The sequence below is a fragment of the Streptomyces sp. NBC_01476 genome (assembly GCF_036227265.1).
Taxonomy (GTDB): Bacteria; Actinomycetota; Actinomycetes; order Streptomycetales; family Streptomycetaceae; genus Actinacidiphila.
In genome coordinates, this window is sequence record NZ_CP109446.1 from 6,350,602 (window position 1) to 6,375,236 (window position 24,635).

17 protein-coding genes are annotated in these 24,635 nt (G+C 71.5%); 15 read left to right on the top strand and 2 right to left on the bottom strand.

Features of this window, described 5'->3' with window-relative positions; genetic code table 11:
* The first annotated feature begins 43 nt into the window (after nucleotides 1-43).
* The 4 genes from OG552_RS27805 (at nucleotide 44) to OG552_RS27820 (ending at nucleotide 5,463) form a co-directional block, all read left to right on the top strand.
* Complete coding sequence (locus OG552_RS27805; RefSeq protein ID WP_329137499.1) at nucleotides 44-1,162, top strand: zinc-dependent alcohol dehydrogenase; 1,119 nt, start codon at nucleotides 44-46, stop codon at nucleotides 1,160-1,162.
* Between the two features lie 162 nt (nucleotides 1,163-1,324).
* Nucleotides 1,325-2,425 carry an ABC transporter substrate-binding protein gene (locus tag OG552_RS27810; RefSeq protein WP_329137501.1) on the top strand — a complete coding sequence of 367 codons (1,101 nt, stop codon included), beginning with the start codon at nucleotides 1,325-1,327 and terminating at the stop codon, nucleotides 2,423-2,425.
* A gap of 106 nt (nucleotides 2,426-2,531) precedes the next feature.
* The gene (locus OG552_RS27815; RefSeq protein ID WP_329137503.1) at nucleotides 2,532-4,304 is read left to right on the top strand and encodes an ABC transporter permease; all 1,773 of its coding nucleotides are present in this window, start codon (nucleotides 2,532-2,534) and stop codon (nucleotides 4,302-4,304) included.
* 19 nt (nucleotides 4,305-4,323) lie between these two features.
* Entirely contained in the window at nucleotides 4,324-5,463 is a 1,140-nt protein-coding gene (locus OG552_RS27820; RefSeq protein WP_329137505.1) for an ABC transporter ATP-binding protein, read from the top strand.
* Between the two features lie 79 nt (nucleotides 5,464-5,542).
* Here the strand turns inward: OG552_RS27820 and OG552_RS27825 are convergent, their stop codons facing one another.
* On the bottom strand, nucleotides 5,543-6,106 hold the full coding sequence (locus OG552_RS27825; RefSeq protein WP_329137508.1) for a DUF1697 domain-containing protein: 564 nt from the start codon (nucleotides 6,104-6,106) through the stop codon (nucleotides 5,543-5,545).
* Nucleotides 6,107-6,424: 318 nt separating this feature from the next.
* Between OG552_RS27825 and OG552_RS27830 the strand changes: the two genes are divergently transcribed.
* The 10 genes from OG552_RS27830 to argF all read left to right on the top strand — a co-directional run bounded on the left by OG552_RS27830 (nucleotide 6,425) and on the right by argF (nucleotide 18,960).
* Nucleotides 6,425-7,651: an AAA family ATPase gene (locus tag OG552_RS27830; protein WP_329137510.1), complete on the top strand. Its 1,227-nt coding sequence runs from the start codon at nucleotides 6,425-6,427 to the stop codon at nucleotides 7,649-7,651.
* Nucleotides 7,648-8,010, top strand: coding sequence for a nucleotide pyrophosphohydrolase (locus OG552_RS27835; protein WP_329137512.1), 363 nt, complete (start codon nucleotides 7,648-7,650; stop codon nucleotides 8,008-8,010). Before OG552_RS27830 ends, OG552_RS27835 begins: the two co-directional genes overlap by 4 nt.
* 175 nt (nucleotides 8,011-8,185) lie before the next feature.
* Complete coding sequence (locus tag OG552_RS27840; RefSeq protein WP_329137514.1) at nucleotides 8,186-8,590, top strand: DUF6099 family protein; 405 nt, start codon at nucleotides 8,186-8,188, stop codon at nucleotides 8,588-8,590.
* Between the two features lie 33 nt (nucleotides 8,591-8,623).
* Nucleotides 8,624-9,547 (top strand): LLM class F420-dependent oxidoreductase, encoded by a 924-nt coding sequence (locus OG552_RS27845; protein ID WP_329137516.1) that lies wholly within the window; start codon nucleotides 8,624-8,626, stop codon nucleotides 9,545-9,547.
* Between the two features lie 7 nt (nucleotides 9,548-9,554).
* Nucleotides 9,555-10,508 (top strand): homocysteine S-methyltransferase, encoded by a 954-nt coding sequence (gene mmuM, locus OG552_RS27850; protein WP_329137518.1) that lies wholly within the window; start codon nucleotides 9,555-9,557, stop codon nucleotides 10,506-10,508.
* A gap of 402 nt (nucleotides 10,509-10,910) precedes the next feature.
* Entirely contained in the window at nucleotides 10,911-12,380 is a 1,470-nt protein-coding gene (locus OG552_RS27855) for a discoidin domain-containing protein (RefSeq protein WP_329137520.1), read from the top strand.
* 125 nt (nucleotides 12,381-12,505) lie between these two features.
* On the top strand, nucleotides 12,506-13,984 hold the full coding sequence (locus OG552_RS27860) for a 3' terminal RNA ribose 2'-O-methyltransferase Hen1 (protein ID WP_329137522.1): 1,479 nt from the start codon (nucleotides 12,506-12,508) through the stop codon (nucleotides 13,982-13,984).
* Entirely contained in the window at nucleotides 13,981-16,548 is a 2,568-nt protein-coding gene (locus OG552_RS27865; RefSeq protein WP_329137524.1) for a polynucleotide kinase-phosphatase, read from the top strand. Before OG552_RS27860 ends, OG552_RS27865 begins: the two co-directional genes overlap by 4 nt.
* Before the next feature lie 94 nt (nucleotides 16,549-16,642).
* Nucleotides 16,643-17,866 (top strand): arginine deiminase, encoded by a 1,224-nt coding sequence (locus tag OG552_RS27870; RefSeq protein WP_329137525.1) that lies wholly within the window; start codon nucleotides 16,643-16,645, stop codon nucleotides 17,864-17,866.
* Nucleotides 17,867-17,961: 95 nt separating this feature from the next.
* Nucleotides 17,962-18,960, top strand: a complete 999-nt coding sequence (gene argF / locus OG552_RS27875; protein WP_329137528.1) for an ornithine carbamoyltransferase — start codon at nucleotides 17,962-17,964, stop codon at nucleotides 18,958-18,960.
* Between the two features lie 65 nt (nucleotides 18,961-19,025).
* Here argF and OG552_RS27880 read toward each other — a convergent pair whose 3' ends face one another.
* Nucleotides 19,026-20,555, bottom strand: coding sequence for a helix-turn-helix domain-containing protein (locus OG552_RS27880; RefSeq protein ID WP_329137530.1), 1,530 nt, complete (start codon nucleotides 20,553-20,555; stop codon nucleotides 19,026-19,028).
* Nucleotides 20,556-20,901: 346 nt separating this feature from the next.
* Here OG552_RS27880 and acnA point away from each other — a divergent pair, with 346 nt between their 5' ends.
* The gene (acnA, locus tag OG552_RS27885; protein WP_329141189.1) at nucleotides 20,902-23,616 is read left to right on the top strand and encodes an aconitate hydratase AcnA; all 2,715 of its coding nucleotides are present in this window, start codon (nucleotides 20,902-20,904) and stop codon (nucleotides 23,614-23,616) included.
* Nucleotides 23,617-24,635 lie beyond the last annotated feature (1,019 nt).

The following is a 24,635-nucleotide window of genomic DNA, read 5'->3' on the forward strand; positions in this document are numbered from 1 at the left end:
CCGGCTTACGGTATGACCAATAGGCCCTGGGGGCGAGACGAGCGTGAACGGTGCACTGTCCCGGCCGTGGCCGGCCGGAGTGTCGCGCGCGGCCGTCACCGGCGGGGCCGGCACCACGCGCCTGTACGAACTGCCGCTGCCCCGGCTGGGACCCGACGACGGCCTGCTCAGGGTAGAGGCAACCGGCGTGCGCGGCGCCGACTGGCGCCGCTACACCTCAGGACCGGGCGGTGTCATCCTCGGCCGCGAGATCATCGGCCGGGTGACCGCCGTCGGCCCGGCCGCCGCCGAACGCTGGGGAGTCGGACCCGGCGACCGTATCGCGGTGGAGGAGTTCTTGTCCTGCGGTGCGTGCGGCCCCTGCCGGCGCGGCGAGCACCGCGGCTGCCGGATCGCCCGCACCCCGGGCGCCGACCGGCCACCGGGCTACGGCCGTACGCCCGTTGCCCTGGCGCCCGGCCTGTACGGCGGGCTGAGCGAGTACCTGTATCTGCACCCGCGGGCGGTGGTCCACCGGGTCGGCGAGGGCGTCGACCCGCGGGTCGCCACGCTCTTCGCACCGCTCGCCAACGGCATCCGCTGGATCGCCCGCCAGGCCCGTACCCGCCCCGGCGACACCGTGGTCATCCACGGGCCGTCCCGGCAGGGGCTGGCCTGCGTACCGGCCGCCCGGCACGCCGGGGCGGGCGCCGTGGTGGTCGTCGGCGGCACCGCGCAGCTGCGCCGCCTCGACCTGGCCAAGCACCTGGGCGCCGACCATGTGGTCTTCGCCGACGAGGAGGACGCGGTCGCCGAGGTGCGGGCGCTGACCGGCGGCCGGGGCGCCGACACCGTCGTGCACCTGTCGCCGCAGCCCGGCACGCTCGCCGAGGCGGTCCGCATGGCGGCCCCGCGGGCCGCGGTCCTGCTCGCCGCCCCGGGATCCGCCGGTAACGCCGCCCTGCCGTATACGGCCGTGGCCCGCGGTGAACTGCGGCTGGCCGGAGCGCGCGGGCACGACCACCGGTCGGTGGAGGCGGCGCTGGACGTCATCCGCTCCGGCCGGCACCGGCTCGACCTCCTGACCACCCATCATTTCGCCCTGGCGGAGGCCGACACGGCGCTGCGCACGGCGGCCGGCCGGACCGGCGAACACGCCCTCCATGTGACCGCCGGAGCCTGACGGGCGCCGCCGCCGGCGCACTCTCCGTTCATCCAATTATGTTCTATCTATTGCAATGGTCATACCGACAGCCCACAATGTCACTGGTTTCGAGGAGGCAACCCCCGCGAAAAGAGGCCACTGGCCAGCTCTTTTCCGGGCCCCCAAATGGAGGATGACCGTATGCACGAAGTCAGACAACGAAGGGCGGGCAGGATGCGGCGCCGCGCGCCCCTGGCCGCGGGGGCCCTGCTGCTGGCCGGCATGCTCACCGCCTGCGGGAGCAGTGCCATCGGCGGCAGCAACGACATCCAGCCCGCCCAGCAGCCCGAGCAGCTCCTCCCGCAGGCCAAGCAGGAAGGCAAGGTCGTCTGGTACACGACCTTCGCCGACTCCGATGTCGACGACATGATCTCCGCCTTCCAGAAGAGCTACCCCGGGGTGAAGGTCGACGCCCTGCGGCTGAGCGCCGACAAGCTGCCCTCGCGCCTGGTCACCGAGCAGCGCGGCCGCAAGTACAACGCGGATGTCATCTCCGCCGACTGCGAGCCCGTCTACCAGCTGATCCAGGCCGGCACCCTGTCTCCGTACGAACCCCCGCAGGTGCCGCCGCTCCCCGCCCAGCTGCAGAATCTGCCCAAGGGCTACGGCAACGCGGTGTACATCCTCACCAGCGCCATCGCCTACAACCCCAGCGGCGTCAAGGCGCAGCACCTGCAGCCGCCGACCACGATCGAGGACCTCACCGAACCCCAGTGGAAGGGCCGCTTCTCCATCGACCCGTCGGCCATCAACTGGTATGAAAGCCTCATCACCTCCATGGGGCACGACAAGGCCCTCCAACTGGTCAGGAAACTCGGCGCCAACTCCCCGCTGCTGGTGGAGAGCCACACCCAGTCCCTGACTCAGGTGCAGTCCGGCGAACCGCTGGCCTCGGTGAACGCGTACGCCTACAAGGCCGCGTCCCTCGCCAAGAAGACGCCCACCCGGATGGCGTTCAGCAACACCGACCCGCAGCCCGCCGCGGCCGCCCTCGCGGAAGTCGCCCGCGACGCCCCGCACCCGGCGGCGGCGAAGCTCTTCATGGACTGGCTGATGTCCCCGGAAGGCCAGGCGAACGTGGTCAGCATCACCAACCACACCTCGCTCGACACCGCCGCGAAGAACGACACCAGCGTGTGGAACCCGGCGAAGTGGAAGCCCGCGTGGTCCCTGCCGGTCATCACCGCGGACACGTACGACCGGTACCTGCAGGAGTACCAGAAGGCCCTGCACGCCATCTGAGTCTCCGCGGCAGGACCCCTCCCGCCGTCCGCGTCCGTGACCGGACCCGCCACGTCTCCATCCCCCCCGGCACCCACCCACTCCGAGCCCCGAGGACGGCCATGCCATGAGCTTGCTCAGCCGGTCCCGCCCAGCGCCACTTCCCACCCTCGACACACCGCGCCGCAGCCGCGCGGGCGGTCTGCTGAACTGGTTCCGCGACCCGCGCAACCTGCTGCTGGCCGTGGTCGCGATCGTCGTCGCCTACCTGGCGATCGTCCCGGCCGGCACCATGGCGGTGGCAAGCCTCCAGTCGCAGTTCCTCAGCACCGGACCGGTGGACTGGACCTTCCGCCACTACACCGAGACCCTGGGCACCTCGGACTTCTGGACGCTCGTCGGCAACTCCTTCCTCTACGCCGCCGCCACCGCCCTGATCAGCACCGTCATCGGCTTCGGCCTGGCGTACCTGGTGTCCAGGACCAACACCCCCGCCAAGTTCTTCGCCCAGGTCGCCGCCCTGGTGCCGCTGATCATCCCCGGCATCCTCAACACCGTCGCCTGGGCGCTGCTCTTCGCCCCGCACACCGGCGCCCTCAACGTGCTGCTGCGCGACATCCATCTGCCGGCGTTCAACATCTACTCCCTGGCCGGCATGGTCCTCGTGCAGTCCATGCACGTCACCCCGGTCGCGTTCTTGATGGGCACCGCCGCCTTCACCCAGATGGACTCCTCACTGGAAGAGGCCGCGCTGGCCTCCGGCGCCTCACCCTGGCGGGTGTTCCGCTCCATCACCGCCCGGCTGATCCGCCCCGCGGTGCTCTCCGCGGTGCTGCTGATGTTCGTCCAGACCATCTCCACCTTCGAAGTGCCGCAGCTCATCGGCGTCCCCGGCCACACCTTCGTCTTCGTCAGCAAGATCTACAACGCGCTGCAGGCGTTCCCCACCGACTACGGCACCGTCGGCGTCATCGGCGTCTTCATCCTGGTGGTCGCCGCCGCCGGACTGTGGATGTCCCGCCGGCTCGGCGGCTCGGGCGCCGGCGCCCAGACCATCACCGGCAAGGGCTTCCGCCCCACCAGCACCGACATCGGACGCTGGCGCTGGATGGGCCTTGCCCTGTTCATCCTCTTCTTCATCGTCGCGGTGGCCCTCCCGCTGCTGATGCTCATCTGGTCGTCGCTGCTGCCCGGCTACGAACCACCGTCCATCTCCGCGCTGCACCACCTCACCTTCTCCAACTACCGGGAGATCTGGCACACCCCGGGCCTGGTCTCCTCGGTACGCAACAGCCTGATCACCGCACTGCTGGCCGGCGCCATCGTCACCGTGCTCAGCTCCCTGGTCGCCTACATCACCGTCAAGACCAAGGCCCGCGGCCGCGGCCTGCTCGACGGCCTGGCCACCATCCCGCTGGCCGTACCCAGCGTCGTCATGGGCGTCGGCATCCTCTACTGGTACCTGACCGCCCCGATCCCGCTCCACCTCTACGGAACCCTGACCATCCTGGTCATCGCCTTCGTCACCATCGGCCTGCCCTACGGACTGCGGTACATCGTGCCCGGCATGTCCCAGATCAAGGACGAACTCGAAGAGGCCGCCGCGGCGAGCGGCGCATCATGGGTGCGCACCTTCTGGCGCATCTACGTCCCCCTGCTCGCCCCCTCCCTCGCCGCCGCCTTCCTCTACACGGTCATCGTCGCCTTCCGCGAGATCTCGGCGGCGATCTTCCTCTACACCCAGGGCACGCAAGTCGTGTCGGTGACGATCTACCAGCAGTGGTCCAACGGCAGTTACCCGATCGTGGCCGCCCTCGGTGTGGTCATCGTCGCCTTCCTCGCCGTGATCGTCGCCATCGTCCGCCTCCTCACCAGGAGAACCGGGCTGAACCGCCAGTGAGCACTCGAAGGAGAGTCTCGTGATCGAGGTACGCGGACTGACCAAGCGCTACCCGGGACGGACCGTGTCGCGCAACGCCGTGGACGGCATCGACCTGGACATACCCGAAGGGAAACTGGTCACCCTGCTCGGCCCCAGCGGCTGCGGCAAGACCACCACCCTGCGGCTGATCGCCGGCCTGGAGCGCCCCGACGCCGGCCAGATCCGGATCGGCAACCGGCTGATGTGCGCCCCCGAGGACGGCGTCTACGTCGGCGTCCACCACCGCCCCATCGGCGTCGTCTTCCAGTCCTACGCGGTCTGGCCGCACATGACCGCCGTGCAGAACGTCATGTTCCCGCTCCAGTCGGGACAGAAGAAGCTGCCCAAGGCCGCCGCCCGGCGCCGCGCCATGGAAGCACTCGACATGGTCGGCCTCACCGAATTCGCCGACCGCCCGGCCCCCGCCCTGTCCGGCGGCCAGCAGCAGCGCATCTCACTGGCCCGCGCCCTGACCCGCGAACCCGAGGTGCTGCTGCTCGACGAACCGCTCAGCAACCTCGACGCCGGCCTGCGCGACCGGGTCCGCGACGAGATCCGCGCGGTCCAGCAGCGGCTCGGCATCACCACCGTCTTCGTCACCCACGACCAGGACGAGGCACTGGCCGTGAGTGACGAGGTCATCGTCATGGACCAGGGCCGCATCGTCGAACGCGGCCACGCCCACGACATCTACCGCCGCCCCCGCGAGGAGTTCACCGCCCGCTTCATGGGCATCTCCAACAGCCTCCCCGGCACCGTGCAGTCCGCCGCCGAGGACATGGCCGAGATCAGCCTCGCCAACGGCCGGCTGCGCTGTCTGACCACCGGCCGGGCCGACGTCGGCAGCCAGGTCAACGTCTTCATCCGCCCCGAGAGCCTGGTGCTGTCCCGCAAGGACCCCAGCGGCCGCGGCTGGAAGGGCACCGTCGAGTTCAGCATCTACCACGGTGACTGCTGGGACTACCACGTCCGGGTCGGCGACACCCTGCTGCGCTCCCGGATGTACCGGGAGAAGGTCGGCCTCAGCCACGGCGACCCGGTCTTCGTCGTCCCCGAGGAGGAGACCGCCATCGCCATCCCCGTCACGGAAGCGGCGGCGGGCGACGACCTGGCACAGGAGGCGCTCGCCGCCGGGTGACGGGCGCACGCCGGAGAAGGTACGGGGTACGGGACCGCGCGGGCCCAGGCAGCCGCGCACGGTCCCGTACCCCACCGGCTCACGCCGGCCGTACGTCCTCGCTCATCGCCAGCAGCTTCGTCACCGTGTTCCAGTTGCGCGCCGACGCGGTCAGCCCCAGCTTGCGGTCGGTGAAGAGCGCCGCCAGCTTCGAGTCCCGCATGCCGTCGGGAAAATGGGCGTAGATCTCCCGCTCCCCGGCCGCGAACGCGTCCGGCGCGTACGCCGCCGCGTCGATCAGCGCCAGCCGGTCCGCCGGCGCCGGCCCCGACAGGAACACCACCATGAAGCGGGACCCGTTGACGCCCCCCATCGCGAACGGATTGGCGTCCACCACCCGCCGCAGATCCGCGTGGTCACGCACCAGCACCGCGATCGTCAGCCCCAGCTCGGCGAGCAGCGCCTCCCGCAGATCCGCCGCCACCCGCAGCGGATCGCGCTGCTCGTGCACGAAGACGGCGTTGCCGCTCTGCAGATGCGTCCGCACCCGCGAACCGCCGATCTGGGCGACGATCTCCCGCAGCGTCTGCATGGGGACCTTGTTCTTGCCGCCGACGTTGATGCCGCGCAGCAGCGCGGCATAGCTGGTGGTGGTCTCGGTCACCTTCGCCACGCTACCGGCACCGGCGCTCCGTTCACCGGTGCCGGGCGTACGCGCTGCTCCGTTCACCGGTGCTCCGCGTAGGCGCTGCTCCGTTCACCGGGGCTCCGCGCACGGGCTGCTCCGTTCACCCATGCCCGGCGTACGAGCCGCTCCGCGCACCCGTGCGTGTGTCCCGGCGTGCCAGGGGCGCCAACTCCCCGTCGGCCGGACGCCGGTCATGCTCCGTTGTCCCTCGTTCGCCCGTGTTGTCCCTCGTTCGAAGGACGAGAAAGCCGCTTGAACGGTTCGGCACCCCTCCGGGTCGTTACCTTCGCGGCCATGAGCACCACGCAGCACCGACCCGTCGTCACCGAACTGCGGCTTTCGGCCTTCAAACAGCACCGGGGAGCGACCTTCGGGCTCGGCCCGCTCACCTTGCTCACCGGCGGCAGCGGCACCGGCAAGTCCAGCGTGCTCGAAGGGCTCTGCGCACTCGGCCGGCTCGCCTGCGGCGCCGGACTGCACGAGGTGTTCGGCGCCGCGGTACGCGGCGGCGCCGCCGCCTGCGTCCCGCAGGCCGCCCAACCCGACGCCCAAGGCCGCCGCGGCTTCCGCATCGGCTGCACCGTCACCGGTCCCGTCGGCCCGGTCCGCCTCGACGTCGCCGTCCAGGCGGAACCCACCCTGCGGATCGTCGGCGAACGGCTCAGCGCCGGCGGCGAGACCCTGCTCACCACCGCCCTGCGCGACCCCTCCCGCCCCACCGTCCAAGCCGCCTGGCACACCGCAGGAGTCGTCGCCGTCACCCGCGCCCCGCTCCCCGACGACAGACTCGCCACCGCGCTGCTGCCCCTGCGCGTCGCCGGCCGCACCGACGGACAACGCCTCGTCCTCGCCGCGGCGGAACAAGTCGTGGTCGCCCTGCGCGGTGTCTTCCCCGTGGCCCCCCGCCCCGAACTCATGCGCGCACCCGTACCGCTCGGCGACGGCCGGCTCCGCGCCGCCTGCGACAACCTCTCCGCCGTCCTGGCCAGAACCGAAGGTGAATGCGTCACCCGGCACGCCGCCCTGGTCAACGCGGTACGCGCCGTGTGCAGCCCACCCGTCGAAGGACTGACCACCCTGCCCGCCGCCCTCACCGGAAACGGCCGCCTCCCCACCGCAGGCACCATCGCGGCCGTCGACCGCGGCCCCCTCGGCCTGATCCCCATCGACCGGCTCGGCGACGGCGAACTCCGCTTCCTCGCCCTCGCCCTGGTCCTGCTCACCGGACCCGGCGTCCTCGACGTCGACACCAGCACCGAACTCCTGCCGGCCGGCCAGGTGCTCACCGTCATCGCCGACGGACTCGACCTCGGCCTCGACAAGCGGCAGACCGGCGAACTCCTGCGACTGGCCTCCGTGGCCGCCGCCCGCGGCCACATCCGGCTCCTCGGAACCGTGCGCGACACCGCCTGCCTCGACCGGATCGGCGGCGTCTCGGTCACCACCCTCGGCCTCACCCAGGGACAAACCGCGCACCGCGCGGGCGGCGACCGCGAGGATGAGGTAGACCAGTCCGGGTGACCGAACCCCACGCCCCGGACCTCGCGGCCCTCCAGCGCCGCCTCGTCGACTTCGCCGCCGCCCGCAACTGGGAGCCGTTCCACACCCCGAAGAACCTCGCGGTCGCCCTGAGCGTCGAGGCATCGGAACTCCTGGAGATCTTCCAGTGGCTGACCCCCGAACAGGCCGCGGCCGTGATGGACGACCCCGACAGCGCCCACCGCGTACGGGACGAGGTCGCGGACGTACTCGCCTACCTGCTGCAGTTCTGCGCGGTCCTCGGCGTCGACCCGGCAGCCGCGCTCGACGCGAAGATCGACCGCAACGAGCTGCGGTTCCCCCGGCCGGGAGCGGTACTGGGGCCGCCGGAGCAGGATTGAGACCGCTGCCCCGGGCCGCGCACATCACCCGTGAGGGTGGCCGAGTTGTCCACAACCGGCGAGTTGTCCACAGATCCACGGACCGCCCCTTCCGCCCCGCCCTCCACGTGTCACGCTGAGTGACATCAGGGCGGCGGTCACCGAACCCGCCGCGACGGACCGAAGGGGCACCACCATGGACGCCACCCGGCTCATCACCGAGGCAGAACGGGCACTGCGGAGCGACCCCCAGCCCGAACACGTCATCGCCGAAGCCTGGCAGGCCTGTGAACTCACCGAAGCCATCAGCCACCTCCTCGGCGACAGCCACGCACAGCCCGTGGCCCGCGCCGGACCCGCACCCACGATCACCACCACCGGCGCCGGCCCGCCCCGGGCCGCCCGTCTCACCGCCGTACGCGACCGGGCCGCCACCTTGCGGGCACTGCGCACCCTGCTCGGCGAGATCAGCCTCACCCTCGTCGGTGTCACCCGCACCGCCGAGGACGAGACGGCGTACTGGAACTGCATCGAAGCGCTCGACGCCGTCGACGAAGCCAAAGACCGGATCAAGGAGCTGACCAGCCAGGGAGGCGATTGACGCGGTACACCGTGATGCGGGCAGGATGGAGGAATGGACCTGCGAATCTTCACCGAGCCCCAGCAAGGCGCGACCTACGACACCCTGCTGGCCGCCGCCAAGGCCACCGAAGACCTCGGCTTCGACGCCTTCTTCCGCTCCGACCACTACCTGTCGATGGGCGACGGCGACGGCCTGCCCGGACCCACGGACGCCTGGATCACCCTGGCCGGCCTCGCCCGCGAGACCAGCCGGATCAAACTCGGCACCCTGATGACCGCCGCCACCTTCCGGCTCCCCGGCGTGCTGGCCATCGAAGTGGCCCAGGTCGACCAGATGTCCGGCGGCCGGGTCGAACTCGGCATCGGCGCCGGCTGGTACGAAGCGGAGCACACCGCCTACGGCATCCCCTTCCCGAAGGAGAAGTTCGCCCGGCTGGAGGAGCAGCTGGCGATCATCACCGGACTGTGGGCGACCCCGGTCGGGAAGACCTTCGACTACGACGGGACGTTCTACCAGCTGAAGGACTCCCCGGCGCTGCCGAAGCCCGCCCAGCCCAAGGTCCCGGTCCTCATCGGCGGTATGGGCGCCAAGCGCACCCCGGAGCTCACCGCGGCCTACGCCGACGAGTTCAACCTGCCCTTCGGATCGGTGGAGGACACCGCCCGCCAGTTCGCCCGGGTACGGGAAGCACTCCAGGCCGCCGGCCGCGGCCCCGGCGATCTGGTGTACTCCAACGCCCTGATCGCCGTCGTCGGCAAGGACGACGCGGAGGTGGCCCGCCGGGCCGCCGCCATCGGCCGGGAGGTCGACGAGCTCAAGGCGAACGGCCTGGCCGGTTCGCCGGCCGAGGTGGTCGACAAGATCGGGCGGTACGCCGAACAGGGCTCCACCCGCTTCTACCTCCAGATCCTCGACCCGAAGGACCTGGACCACCTGGAGCTCATCTCCGCGCAGGTCCAGTCCCAGCTGAGCTGACACGGCGATGACCCCTCCCGTGCCCCCGCCCGCCGCCGAACCGCTCCTCGGCCACGGCGGCACGCTGCTCCTGGACGGCGGCCTGTCCAACCAGCTCGCCGCACAGGGCTGCGACCTGTCCGACGCCCTGTGGTCGGCCCGGCTGCTCGCCGACGAGCCGGCCCAGGTCGAAGCGGCACACACCGCCTACCTGCGGGCGGGGGCACGGGTGCTCATCACGGCGAGCTACCAGGCCACCTACGAAGGGTTCGCCCGGCGCGGGCTGAGCCGGCCCGAGGCGACGCGGTTGCTGCACCGCAGCGTCACCCTGGCCCGCGACGCGGCGGCCAGCAGCGGGGCGGAAGGGACGGGGGCGGGGGAGGGGAGGGGGGAGGGGAAGCCCCCCGTACGTGTGGCGGCGTCCGTCGGACCCTACGGTGCGATGCTCGCGGACGGGAGCGAGTACCGGGGGCGGTACGGCTTGTCGGTGCGGGAGTTGGAGCGTTTTCACCGGCCCAGGATCGAGGCGCTGGCGGAGGCGGGCCCGGATGTGCTGGCGCTGGAGACGGTGCCGGACGCCGATGAGGCGGAGGCGATGCTGCGGGCGGCGGAGCGGACGGGGGTGCCGGTGTGGCTGTCCTACACGGTGGCCGGCGACCGGACCCGCGCGGGCCAGCCGCTGGCGGAGGCTTTCGCGGTGGCGGCGGACCGTGACGAGGTGGTCGCGGTCGGCGTCAACTGCTGCGCTCCGGGGGACGTCGAGCCGGCGGTCAGGACCGCGGTGGCGGTCACCGGCAAGCCCGCCGTCGCCTATCCCAACAGCGGCGAGGAGTGGGACGGGCAGGCGCGCCGCTGGTCCGGCGGTTCGGCCTTCGACCCCGGGACGGCCCGGCGCTGGGAGGCCGCCGGCGCCCGCCTGATCGGCGGCTGCTGCCGGGTGGGGCCCGCGCAGATCGCGCGCCTCGCCGCCGCCCTCACCTGACCTCGCCCGACCCCAGCGTCGCCCGCTCTCACCACCCGCGGCGCGGACGCCCCGGGCGCGCCCGGGTGAACCGTTCGGCGCGCGGGATCGTGTCCTGTCCGGGGTCCGGCAGTGCGGGGCGTCGTAACGGATCGTGCGTCGCCCCGCCCGTTGGGTTCCCGTTTCCCCGATGGAAGGACGCACCACATGCGAAGGGCTCTGGGCAGGGTTCTGCCTCCGTTGCTTCTCCCCCTGGGGCTGGTCGTGCCCCTGGCCCCCCTGGCCGTGGCCGGACCGGCCGCCGCTTCGACCGCTGGTCCCGCCGGTCCCGCCGCTTCGACCGCCGGTCCCGCCGGTCCCGCCGGTCCCGCCGGTTTACCGCGTGCCGCCGCGACCCCCTTCACCGGGACCTGGGGCACCGCGATGCAGTCGGCGGGTGCCACGTTCGCCCAGCAGACACTGCGGCAGACGGTGCACACCAGCATCGGCGGTACGAGCGCGCGTATCCACCTCTCGAACGCCTTCGGCAGCGCGCCCGTGACGCTCTCCGACGTCCACCTCGCCGAGCCGGGTGCCAATGGCGCGGTCGACACCTCGACGGACCGCACGGTCACCTTCGGCGGCGCCTCGTCGGTGACGATCCCCGCGGGGGGCAGCGCGGTCAGCGACGGCGTGGCGTTCGCCGTCCCCTCCGACGCCGACCTCGCGGTGAGTTTCTACGTCCCGCAGTCGGCGCTGTCGACCTGGCATCAGACCGCGAACGTGACGAACTACGTCGCGCCGGGCGACCAGAGCGGCTCCGCGGTGCTCTCGGGAGCCCAGAGCGACACCAACACCAGCTTCCTGGCCGGTCTGGACGTGCAGAACGCCGCCTCGCCCGGTGCGGTGGTCGCCTTCGGCGCGTCGATCACCGACGCGATCTCCTCGACGTTCGGCGCCTACCACCGGTGGCCCGACCTGTTCTCGGACCGGCTGCTGGACAGCGGCCGGGCGGTCGGTGTCATCAACGAGGGCATCTCCGGGAACGGTCTGATCTTCGACGGCGGCGGGCAGAAGGCCACCACGCGCTTCCAGCGCGACGTCCTGGACCAGTCCGGCGTGACGTGGGTGGTCTTCGGCGACGACGTCATCAACGACCTGCTCAACTCCAACCCGCCGACGATCGGTCAGATCGAGTCCGCCTCCTCGCAGTTGGTGACGGCCGCCCATGCGCGGGGTGTGGGGTTCCTCTGCTCGACGCTCACCCCGTTCAAGGGCACCACCGGGTGGACACAGAGCCGTGAGGACGTCCGGGAGGCGTACAACGCGTTCCTGCGTACGTCGTCGAGCGGCTGCGACGCGGTGAACGACGTCGACGCCGCCACGCACGACCCGTCCGACCCGCAGGCGTATCTGCCCTCCTACGACTCCGGCGACCACCTGCACCCCAATGACCTGGGGATGCAGGCCATAGCGGACGCCGTGCCGCTGAGTGTCTTCGGCGCCGCCACCACCGCGCCGCGGGTGAATCTGGCGCTGGGCCGGCCGGTGCAGGCGTCCAGCGTGGAGGCGGGCAGCACGATGGTGGGGGCCGACGCGGTCGACGGAAACCGTGACACCCGCTGGGCCAGTGGTTCCGGTGACCCGCAGTCCCTCGCCGTGGACCTCGGGCAGACCCGCACGCTGACCCAGGTGGAACTGGACTGGGAGACGGCGTACGCGTCCTCCTGGCAGATCCAGGTCTCGCCCGACGGCACGTCCTCCTGGCAGACGATCGCCTCGTCCACCGCCGGGCGCGGTGGTGATGTGCAGGTCCCGGTGAGCGGCAGCGGGCGCTGGGTGCGGTTGCTCGGCACCGTCCGGGGCACCCAGTTCGGCTATTCCCTCTGGGAGTTCGGCGTCTACGGGCAGTAGGCGGCCGGGCCGCCGGTCTTCCCCGGGCCGCTCGAACGGCGGCCCCGGGGAAGACCGGAGGTCCTTTGATCCACTACCGCCTTTATCCGCTACCGCCACCGGCGGGCGGCACGGATACTCAGTGCGTGTTCCTGACGATATCGACCACCGCAAGCGCCGCCGGCGCCGCCACCGACCTCGGTTTCCTGCTGCACAAGCACCCGGACAGGTCCCAGGTCTTCTCGACCTCCTACGGCGCCGCCCATGTCTTCTACCCTGAGGCGTCCGCCGAGCGGACCACGGCCGCGCTGCTGCTGGAGGTCGATCCGCCGGCGCTGGTCCGGCGTGGCCGGACGCAGGGCAGGGGGCGGGGCGGCGCACCCGACGCGGCGCTCGCGGCATATGTGAACGACCGGCCGTATGCCGCCTCGTCGCTGCTGGCGGTGGCGCTGCGGACGGTGTTCTCCAGTGCGCTGCGCGGCGAGTGCCGGACGCTGCCGGAGCGTGCTGCGGCGCCGCTGCCACTGCGGATCGAGGTGCCGGCGCTTCCCGCCCGTGGTGGCGCGCCGCTGGTGGAGCGGCTCTTCGCGCCGCTGGGCTGGCAGGTGGCGGCGGAGCCGGTCGCGCTGGACGGGCACTTCCCGCAGTGGGGTGCGTCGCGGTACGTCTCGCTGGTGCTGGAGGGCGAACTGCGGCTGTCGGAGGCGCTGCGGCACCTGTATGTCCTGCTGCCGGTGCTGGATGACGCCAAGCACTACTGGGTGTCGCCCGACGAGGTGGACAAGCTGCTGCGGTTCGGGGCGGGCTGGCTGCCGGCGCACCCGGAGCAGAAGCTGATCACCAGCCGGTATCTCTCCCGCCGGTGGTCGCTGACCCGGGACGCGCTGGAGCGCCTGGAGCTGGCCCGGCTGGCGGACGCCGACGACATCGAGGTCGAGGACATCGACAACGCGGTGGCCGCCGAGGTGCCGGAGGAGGCCGAGGAGCGGCCGACGCCGCTGGCGGTGCTGCGGCGGACGGCGATCCTGGCCGCGCTGCGCGACCACGGGGCCGCCCGGGTGCTCGATCTGGGCTGCGGGCAGGGGCAGTTGGTGGCGGAGCTGCTCAAGGAGCCGCGGTTCACCGAGATCGCCGGGATGGATGTGTCGGTGCGGGCGCTGGACATCGCGGCCCGCCGGCTGCGGCTTGACCGGATGGGTGAGCGGCAGGCCGGCCGGATCAGTCTCTTCCAGGGGTCGTTGGCGTACACCGACGCCCGGCTGAAGGGCTATGACGCGGCGGTGCTGAGCGAGGTGATCGAGCACCTGGACCTGTCGCGGCTGCCGTCGCTGGAGTACGCGGTGTTCGGTGCCGCCCGTCCCGGCACGGTGGTGGTGACCACGCCGAACGCCGAGTACAACGTGCGCTGGGAGACGCTGCCGGCTGGTCATGTCCGGCACGCCGACCACCGGTTCGAGTGGACCCGGGCCGAGTTCGCCGCCTGGGCCGGGGCGGTGGCCGGCCGGTACGGCTACCAGGTGGCGTACACCCCGGTCGGGCCGGACGACCCGGAGGTGGGTCCGCCCACCCAGCTGGCCGTGTTCACGCTGACCGCGCAGAAGAAGAAGGAGGAGGCAGCCGCATGAGCGACACCGCCGAGCGCACCCGTACCGAAGCCCACCGCACCCTGGCCGTCACCGACCTCTCCCTCGTCGTGCTGATCGGCGCCACCGGCTCCGGCAAGTCCACTTTCGCTGCCCGCCACTTCAAGCCCACCGAGGTGCTCTCCTCCGACTTCTGCCGCGCTCTGGTCAGCGACGACGAGAACGACCAGAGCGCCACCACCGACGCCTTCGACGTCCTGCACTACATCGCGGGCAAGCGCCTGGCGGCGGGCCGGCGCACCGTCGTGGACGCCACCAGCGTGCAGTCCGAGAGCCGCAAGCAGCTGATCGCGCTGGCCCGGGAGCACGACGTGCTGCCGATCGCCATCGTGCTGGACGTACCGGAGCAGGTATGCGCCGAACGCAACGCGCGCCGCCCGGACCGGGCCGCCCTGCCGCGGCACGTGATCCAGCGGCACCAGCGGGAGCTGCGCCGCTCGCTGCGCGGCCTGGAGCGCGAGGGCTTCCGCAAGGTGCACATCCTGCGCGGCACCGAGGAGATCGACGCCGCCGAGGTGGTCACCGAGCGCCGGTACAACGACCTGACGCACCTGACCGGTCCGTTCGACATCATCGGGGACGTGCACGGCTGCTCCGCCGAGCTGGAGACGCTGCTGACCACGCTCGGTTACGACGACGGCCGGCACCCGGCGGGCCGTACCGCGGTCTTCGTCGGTGACCTGGTGGACCGCGGCCCGGACAGTCCGGGGGTGCTGCGCCGGGTGATGGGCATGGTCGAGGCGGGCACCGCGCTGTGCGTGCCCGGCAACCACGAGAACAAGCTGGGCCGCTGGCTCAAGGGCCGCAAGGTCCAGCACACCCACGGGCTGGCGGAGACCATCGGGCAGCTGGCGGCGGAGGACGCCCGCGACCCGGAGTTCCGGGGGAAGGTGGCGCGCTTCATCGAGGGGCTGGTCAGCCACTACGTACTGGACGGCGGCAAGCTGGTGGTCTGCCACGCCGGGCTGCCCGAGAAGTACCACGGCCGCACCTCAGGCCGGGTCCGCTCGCACGCGCTCTACGGGGAGACCACCGGTGAGACCGACGAGTTCGGCCTGCCGGTCCGTTACCCGTGGGCCGAGGACTACCGGGGCCGTGCCGCGGTCGTCTACGGGCACACCCCGGTCCCCACCACCTCGTGGATCAACAACACCATCTGCCTGGACACCGGTGCGGTGTTCGGCGGGAAAATGACCGCCCTGCGGTGGCCGGAGCGGGAGATCGTGGACGTGCCGGCCGAGAAGGTCTGGTACGAGCCGGTACGGCCCTTGGCCGCTGAGACCCCCGGTGGCGTGGACGGCCGTCCGCTGGACCTCGGTGACGTGGCGGGCCGGCGGGTGGTGGAGACCAGCCGGATGGGGCGGCTCGCGGTGCGGGAGGAGAACGCCGCGGCGGCGCTGGAGGTGATGAGCCGGTTCGCGGTCGACCCGCGGCTGCTCGGCTACCTGCCGCCGACCATGTCCCCGTGCGCGACCTCGGACGAGGACGGTTACCTCGAATACCCGCGGGAGGCGTTCGCCGCCTTCAGGACCGACGGGGTGCGGGAGGTGGTGTGCGAGGAGAAGCACATGGGCTCGCGTGCGGTCGCCCTGGTCTGCCGGGACGCCGCGGCGGCGCGGCAGCGGTTCGGCGTCGACGGGGTGACGGGCACGCTGCACACCCGTACCGGCCGGCCGTTCTTCGACGACCCGGCGGTCACCGAGGAGGTGCTGGCGCGGCTGCGGGCCGCGGTGACGGGGGCCGGCCTGTGGGAGGAGCTGGGCACCGACTGGCTGCTGCTCGACGCCGAGTTGCTGCCCTGGTCGCTGAAGGCGTCCGGTCTGCTGCGCAAGCAGTACGCGGCGGTGGGCGCCGCGGCGGGTGCGGTCTTCCCGCCGGCGCTGGCCGCGCTGGAGGCGGCCGCGGCCCGGGGCAGCGAGGTGTCCGCGGTCCTGGACCGGCAGCGGGAGCGGGCCGCGGACGCGACCGCGTTCACCGAGGCGTACCGGCGGTACTGCTGGACCACCGACGGTCTGGACGGGGTGCGGCTGGCGCCGTTCCAGCTGCTCGCCGTGGAGGGCCGCAGTCTCGCCGGGCTGCCGCACGACGCGCAGCTGGCCATGATCGACCGCCTCGCCGCGGCCGACACCTCCGGCCTGCTGCACACCACGCGGCGGCTGCTGGTCGACACCGGGGACGAGGAGTCGGTCGCGCAGGGGGTGCGCTGGTGGCTGGAGCTGACCGGGGCGGGCGGCGAGGGGATGGTCGTCAAGCCGCTGGCGGCGCTGATCAGGACCGAGGCGGGCCGGCTGGTGCAGCCCGGTGTCAAGTGCCGCGGGCGGGAGTACCTGCGGATCATCTACGGGCCTGAGTACACCCGCCCTGAGCACCTGACCCGGCTGCGGAACCGGGCGCTGGGGCACAAGAGGTCGCTGGCGCTGCGCGAGTACGCCCTCGGCCTGGAGGCCCTGGACCGGCTGGCCGGCGGTGAGCCGCTGTGGCGGGTCCACGAGGCGGTCTTCGCGGTGCTGGCGCTGGAGTCCGAGCCGGTGGACCCGCGGCTGTGAAGGGGCGCGGCGGCCGGGCCGCCGTACGGTGACGCGGTGACCCGCGCCCGGGGGAGCGTGCCGCGCGCCCCCGGGCGTGGGAAGGTCTTTGTCCATGGGATTCCACGTGGACTCCGAGACCGGGCGGCTGCGCAGCGTCATCCTGCACCGCCCGGATCTCGAACTGAAGCGCCTCACCCCGACCAACAAGGACGCGCTGCTCTTCGACGACCTGCTGTGGGTGCGCCGGGCCCGCGCCGAGCACGACGGTTTCGCCGATGTGCTGCGGGACCGCGGGGTCCGGGTCCATCTCTTCGGTGACCTGCTGCGGGAGACGCTGACGATCCCGCGGGCCAAGCAGCTGGTGCTGGACCGGGTCTTCGACGAGAAGGCGTACGGGCCGCTGGCCACCGGTCATCTGCGGTCCGCCTTCGAGCGGCTGGGCGTGGCGGAGCTGACCGAGGCGCTGGTCGGCGGGATGACCAAGCGGGAGTTCCTGGCCGGTTTCGCGGAGCCGGTCTCGGTGCTCTTCCACGCGATGGGCCTGGACGACTTCCTGCTCAGCCCGCTGCCCAATCACCTGTTCACCCGGGACACCTCGGCGTGGGTGTACGACGGGGTGAGCATCAACGCGATGCGCTGGCCGGCCCGGCAGCGTGAGACGGTGCACTTCGAGGCGATCTACAAGCACCATCCGCTCTTCGCGGGCGGCGGTTTCCATGTCTGGGCCGGGGGCCAGGCCGCGTACCCGTCGACGATAGAGGGCGGCGACGTGCTGGTCATCGGCAAGGGCGCGGTGCTGATCGGGATGAGTGAGCGCACCACTCCGCAGGCGGTGGAGATGCTGGCCCGCGGCCTGTTCGCGGCGGGTTCCGCCCGGACGATCGTGGCGCTCGACATGCCCAAGCGGCGGGCCTTCATGCACCTGGACACGGTGATGACGATGGTCGACGGGGACACCTTCACCCAGTACGCGGGGCTGGGCATGCTGCCTTCGTACACCATCGAACCGGGCGGTTCCGAGGCCGAGCTGAAGGTCACCGACCACCCGCCGGAGCACATGCACCGGGCCATCGCCGCGGCCCTCGGCCTCGACGCGGTGACGGTGCTGACCGCCACCCAGGACGTGCACGCCGCCGAGCGCGAGCAGTGGGACGACGGCTGCAATGTGCTGGCGGTCGAGCCGGGGGTGGTGGTCGCCTACGAGCGCAACGCCACCACCAACACGTTCCTGCGCAAGCGCGGTGTCGAGGTGATCGAGATCCCGGGGAGCGAGCTGGGGCGGGGCAGGGGCGGCCCGCGGTGCATGACCTGTCCGATCGAGCGCGATCCGGTGTGAGGGGCGGGCGGGCGGCGGGAGACCCGGCTGTATAAAAATGTCGACTATCGTATAGAGTTCCAGGGTTGGCAGCGCCCCGAGCGAGGAGTTTCCGTATGGCCGTCGACCTGGTGGGCCGGCACTTCCTCAAGGAACTGGACTTCACCCCGGCAGAGTTCCGGCACCTCGTGGAACTGGCCGCGGAGCTGAAGGCGGCCAAGAAGGCGGGCACCGAGCAGCAGCGGCTGCGCGGCAGGAACATCGCGCTGGTCTTCGAGAAGACCTCCACCCGTACCCGCTGCTCCTTCGAGGTGGCCGCCGCCGACCAGGGCGCTTCCACCACCTACCTCGACCCGTCGGGTTCGCAGATCGGGCACAAGGAGTCGGTCAAGGACACCGCGCGGGTGCTGGGCCGGATGTTCGACGGCATCCAGTACCGGGGCCACGGCCAGCGGGTGGTCGAGGAGCTGGCCGCGTACGCCGGCGTGCCGGTCTGGAACGGTCTCACCGACGAGTGGCACCCGACCCAGATGCTCGCCGATGTCCTCACCATGACCGAGCACAACCCCAAGCCGCTTCCCGAGATCTCCTACGCCTACCTCGGCGACGCCCGCTCCAACATGGGCAACTCGCTGCTGGTCACCGGCGCGCTGCTCGGCATGGACGTACGGATCGTGGCGCCGAAGGGCCTGTGGCCGGACCAGACGGTGGTCGCCGAGGCCCGCCGGCTCGCGCAGACCACCGGGGCCCGGCTCACCTTCACCGAGGAGGTGGCCGAGGGAGTGGCGGGCGCCGATCACGTCCACACCGATGTCTGGGTCTCCATGGGCGAGCCCAAGGAGGTCTGGGACGAGCGGATCGCGCTGCTGAAGCCGTACGCCGTCACCGCCGAGGTGATGCGGGCCACCGGCAATCCGCGGGCCACCTTCCTGCACTGCCTGCCCGCGTACCACGACCTGGGCACCACGATCGGCCGGGAGATCCACGCCCGGCACGGGCTGGAGTTCCTGGAGGTCTCCGACGAGGTCTTCGAGTCCGAGCGGTCGGTCGTCTTCGACCAGGCGGAGAACCGGATGCACACCATCAAGGCGGTCCTGGTCGCGACCCTCGGCTGAGGGCCGCAGGCAGGGAACCCGCCGGCGCCCCGTCCCGCCGGCGGCTTCCCCGGCCGCGTGCCGCGCTAGATGTCGCGGAAGATCTCGATCTGCGCGCCGATCGTGTTCAGCCGCTCCGCGAGGTCCTCGTAGCCGCGGTTGATGACATAGACGTTCCGCAGCACCGAGGTGCCCTCGGCGGCCATCATCGCCAGCAGGACGACCACCGCGGGGCGCAGGGCCGGCGGGCACATCATCTCGGCGGCCCGCCAGCGGGTCGGGCCCTCGACGAGCACCCGGTGCGGGTCGAGGAGTTTCACCTGGGCGCCGAGGCGGGTGAGTTCGGTGAGGTAGATGGCCCGGTTGTCGTAGACCCAGTCGTGGATCAGCGTCGAGCCCTGCGCGGTGGCCGCGATGGCCGCGAAGAAGGGCACGTTGTCGATGTTGAGGCCGGGGAACGGCATCGGGTGGATCTTGTCGATGGGGGAGCGCAGCTTGGACGGACGGACCGTCAGGTCGACCAGCCGGGTGCGGCCGTTGTCCGCCCGGTACTCCGGGGTGAGCTCGTGGTCCAGGCCCATCTCCTCCAGCACCGCGAGCTCGATCTCCATGAACTCGATCGGCACCCGGCGGATGGTCAGCTCCGACTCGGTGACCACGGCCGCGGCCAGCAGGCTCATCGCCTCCACCGGGTCCTCGGAGGGCGCGTAGTCCACATCGCGGTCGATGTGCGCGACACCGTGCACGGTGAGCGTGGTGGTGCCGATGCCCTCGACCCGGACGCCCAGCTCCTCCAGGTAGAAGCAGAGGTCCTGGACCATGTAGTTGGAGCTGGCGTTGCGGATGACGGTGGCGCCCTCGTAGCGGGCCGCGGCCAGCAGCGCGTTCTCGGTCACCGTGTCGCCGCGCTCGGTCAGCACGATCGCCCGGTGCGGGGTGACCGAGCGGTCCACCTCGGCGTGGTACGAGCCGTCGGTGGCGGTGATGTCCAGGCCGAAGTGGCGCAGCGCGTTCATGTGCGGCTGGACGGTACGCGTGCCCAGGTCGCAGCCGCCCGCGTAAGGGATCTGGAAACGGTCGGTACGGTGCAGCAGCGGGCCGAGGAACATGATGACGCTGCGGGTGCGGCGGGCGGCGTCGGTGTCCATCGCGGCCAGGTCCAGCTCGGCCGGCGGCACGATCTCCAGGTCGTTGCCGTCGTTGATCCACCGGGTGCGCACACCGATGCTGCCGAGCACCTCCAGGATCCGGTAGACCTCCTCGATCCTGGCCACCCGGCGCAGCGTGGTGCGGCCGGCGTTCAGCAGGGTGGCGCAGAGCAGCGCCACACAGGCGTTCTTACTGGTTTTGACGTCTATGGCACCGGACAGCCGGCGCCCGCCGACCACCCGCAGATGCATCGGACCGGCGTAGCCCAGGGAGACGATCTCACTGTCCAGCGCCTCACCGATGCGGGCGATCATCTCAAGGCTGATGTTCTGGTTGCCCCGTTCGATGCGGTTCACCGCACTCTGACTGGTCCCCAGCGCCTCCGCCAACTGCGCCTGTGTCCAGCCACGGTGCTGCCGTGCGTCCCGAATGAGCCTGCCGATACGTACCAGGTAGTCGTCGGTCATGACACCGAGGCTATCTCTTATATGAGATGAGGCAACTCGGTGGAGCCGTTCGTGACACGGCCGGGACAGAATCCGGGAGCCGCCGTGACGGGGCCCGCGCCGTACCTCCACCCGCCTTTACCGTACCCGCGGGGACCCGCGCCACGCCGCCCGGGGACGGTCTTCGCCCCGCCCGGGCGGGGCGAACGCACCGCCGAACGGAGGGCTTTTCGTACCGGTGCCCGTCCGACGGCGGGCGGTGTGCGTGGAGTACAGTTATCTCGACATCGAGATATCTGCTGAGGCGTACTGTCAGTCGGCAGCAAAGCGGTGGTACGCACGGAAAACATGCATGAAGGAGACTGTCGTGTCGGCGAACAGCTTCGACGCCCGCAGCACCCTGCAGGTGGGCGACGAATCGTATGAGATCTTCCGGCTGGACAAGGTGGAGGGCTCCGCCCGGCTGCCGTACAGCCTGAAGGTGCTGCTGGAGAACCTGCTGCGTACCGAGGACGGCGCGAACATCACCGCCGACCACATCCGGGCGATCGGCGGCTGGGACTCGCAGGCCCAGCCCAGCCAGGAGATCCAGTTCACGCCGGCCCGCGTGATCATGCAGGACTTCACCGGCGTGCCCTGCGTGGTGGACCTGGCGACGATGCGCGAGGCCGTCAAGGAGCTCGGCGGCGACGCGGCGCAGATCAACCCGCTGGCCCCGGCCGAGCTGGTCATCGACCACTCGGTGATCGCCGACCGGTTCGGCACCCCGGAGTCCTTCAGCCAGAACGTGGAGCTGGAGTACGGCCGCAACAAGGAGCGCTACCAGTTCCTGCGCTGGGGCCAGACCGCCTTCGACGAGTTCAAGGTGGTCCCGCCCGGCACCGGCATCGTGCACCAGGTGAACATCGAGCACCTGGCCCGTACCGTCATGGTCCGCGGCGGCCAGGCGTACCCCGACACCCTCGTCGGCACCGACTCGCACACCACCATGGTCAACGGCCTGGGCGTGCTGGGCTGGGGCGTCGGCGGCATCGAGGCCGAGGCCGCGATGCTCGGCCAGCCGGTCTCCATGCTGATCCCGCGGGTCGTCGGCTTCAAGCTCACCGGCGAACTGCCGGCCGGCACCACCGCCACCGACCTGGTGCTCACCATCACCGAGATGCTGCGCAAGCACGGCGTGGTCGGCAAGTTCGTGGAGTTCTACGGCGAGGGCGTGGGCGCCACCTCGCTCGCCAACCGCGCCACCATCGGCAACATGTCGCCGGAGTTCGGTTCCACCGCGGCGATCTTCCCGATCGACGCCGAGACGATCAGCTACCTGACGCTCACCGGCCGCACCGAGCAGCAGGTCGCGCTGGTCGAGGCGTACGCCAAGGAGCAGGGCCTGTGGCTGGACCCGGCCGCCGAGCCGGACTACTCCGAGAAGCTGGAGCTCGACCTCTCCACGGTCGTCCCGTCCATCGCCGGACCCAAGCGGCCGCAGGACCGGATCGTGCTCGCGCACGCGGCCCAGCAGTTCGCCCGCGACGTCCGCAACTACGTGACCGACGACGAGGAGGCGGGCAAGGAGTCCTTCCCGGCCTCCGACTCCCCGGCCACCCACAACGGCGTGCCCACCAAGCCGACCCTGGTGACCACCCCCGAGGGCGACACCTACGAGATCGACCACGGCGCCGTCACGGTCGCCGCGATCACCTCGTGCACCAACACCTCCAACCCGTACGTCATGGTCGCCGCCGCGCTGGTGGCGAAGAAGGCGGTCGAGAAGGGCCTGACCCGCAAGCCGTGGGTCAAGACCACCCTCGCCCCCGGCTCGAAGGTCGTCACCGACTACTTCGACAAGGCCAACCTCACCCCGTACCTGGACAAGCTCGGCTTCAACCTGGTCGGTTACGGCTGCACCACCTGCATCGGCAACTCGGGCCCGCTGCCCGAGGAGGTCTCCAAGGCGGTCAACGAGGCCGACCTGGCGGTCGCCGCGGTGCTCTCCGGCAACCGCAACTTCGAGGGCCGGATCAACCCCGACGTCAAGATGAACTACCTGGCGTCCCCGCCGCTGGTCGTCGCGTACGCCATCGCCGGCTCGATGAAGGTGGACATCACCAAGGACGCGCTGGGCATCGACACCGACGGCAAGCCGGTCTACCTCGACGACATCTGGCCCTCCGAGGCCGAGGTCAACGATGTGGTGGCGCACGCCATCGGCCAGGAGATGTTCCGCGACTCCTACCAGGACGTGTTCGCCGGCGACACCCAGTGGCAGTCGCTCCCCATCCCCACCGGTGACACCTTCGAGTGGGACCCGCAGTCCACCTACGTGCGCAAGCCCCCGTACTTCGAGGGCATGGGCATGGACCCGGAGCCGGTCACCGACATCTCCGGCGCCCGGGTGCTGGCCAAGCTGGGCGACTCGGTCACCACCGACCACATCTCGCCGGCCGGCGCCATCAAGGCGGACACGCCCGCGGGGCAGTACCTCACCGGGCACGGTGTGGAGCGCCGTGACTTCAACAGCTACGGCTCGCGCCGCGGCAACCACGAGGTCATGATCCGCGGCACCTTCGCCAACATCCGGCTGCGCAACCAGATCGCACCGGGCACCGAGGGCGGCTTCACCCGGGACTTCACCCGCGACGGCGGCCCGGTCGCCTACATCTACGACGCGTCGCGCAACTACATCGAGCAGGGCGTCCCGCTGGTCGTGCTGGCGGGCAAGGAGTACGGCTCGGGCTCGTCCCGCGACTGGGCGGCCAAGGGCACCGCGCTGCTCGGCGTCAAGGCGGTCGTCGCGGAGTCCTACGAGCGCATCCACCGCTCCAACCTGATCGGCATGGGCGTGCTGCCCCTGCAGTTCCCCGAGGGCGCCTCGGCGGCCACGCTCGGCCTCACCGGTGAGGAGACCTTCACCATCACCGGCGTCACCGAGCTCAACGAGGGCCGCACCCCGCGCACGGTGAAGGTCAGCACCGACACCGGTGTCGAGTTCGACGCGGTGGTCCGGATCGACACCCCCGGTGAGGCGGACTACTACCGCAACGGCGGCATCATGCAGTACGTGCTGCGGTCGCTGATCCGCAAGTAGCCCCGCCGCGGCACGGCCGCACCCGCCACCGGACGGCCGCGTCCCCCACCCGGGGACGCGGCCGTCCGCGCGTCCGCCCCGGGCCCACGCCCGCCGTGCCCCCGGGGGGCCTGCCAGGCGCCCTCCGGGCGCCGTGCAGGGGGCAGCAGGCGGCTCTGCGCACCGCGCCGGCGGCCCCGGCCCGCTCAGCCGCCTCACAGCTGCCGCAGGAAGCCCCCACCGGTCCGGATTCCCGCCCCGGCGCTGATACTCGGTCAGCGCCCCTGGAGGCTCCCCGCCGCCCCGCCGCCCCGCCGCCCCGCCGCCCCGCCGCCCCGCCGCCCCGACGGCCCGGTGACCCGGGCGGGGCTGTGCACGAGCTGCGGGCGTGCCGTGGGAGTCGGTGGCGTGTTGCGTCGCGGTTACGGCGTGGTGTGCGGCCGCGCACACGTCGGCGTCGGCGACGGGGGCCCGGCGGCGGGAGCAGGCGGCTCGCTGCGTCCGGCGCCCGGCGGCCCGGCCGCAAAGGAGCGCCCGGCGGCGGCGCGGGACGGCATGGCGAAGGCACCCGTAGCGGTCGGCCCGGGCCGGTGGAATCCGGCCAAGTACGCAGCCACCGCCCCCCGCCGGAGGCACCGGCGTAACAGCCCGGCGCAGCACTCCGCGCCGGCCCGGCGGCGCCGGACCGGATCGTGGTGATGCCGGGTGACCTCCCCGTTCCCGGGACTGCGGGCGGCAGGGGTCGCCGCCCTGCCGACCGGGCGATGGGCATGGTTGTGGCACACCCTCGCAGGTCCGGCGGGCCGACCGGAAATGTGGCGGTGGCCAGTTCGTCGTCCCACGTTTCGGACAGGTCTCAACTCGGGAAAGCTTATCGACCAACCTTCACCTGATCTTGCCCTGCCGGAGAGAAGTGGACTATACCTGTCGCGTCCAAGGGAACCCGCCGAGCGCGGGTCGGCGGGGGGCCAGACAGGCGGCAGAGCCAGTGGTTCGCTATCGTTCCTCGCCTCACTGGATGTATTGCTTCACTCACGCTT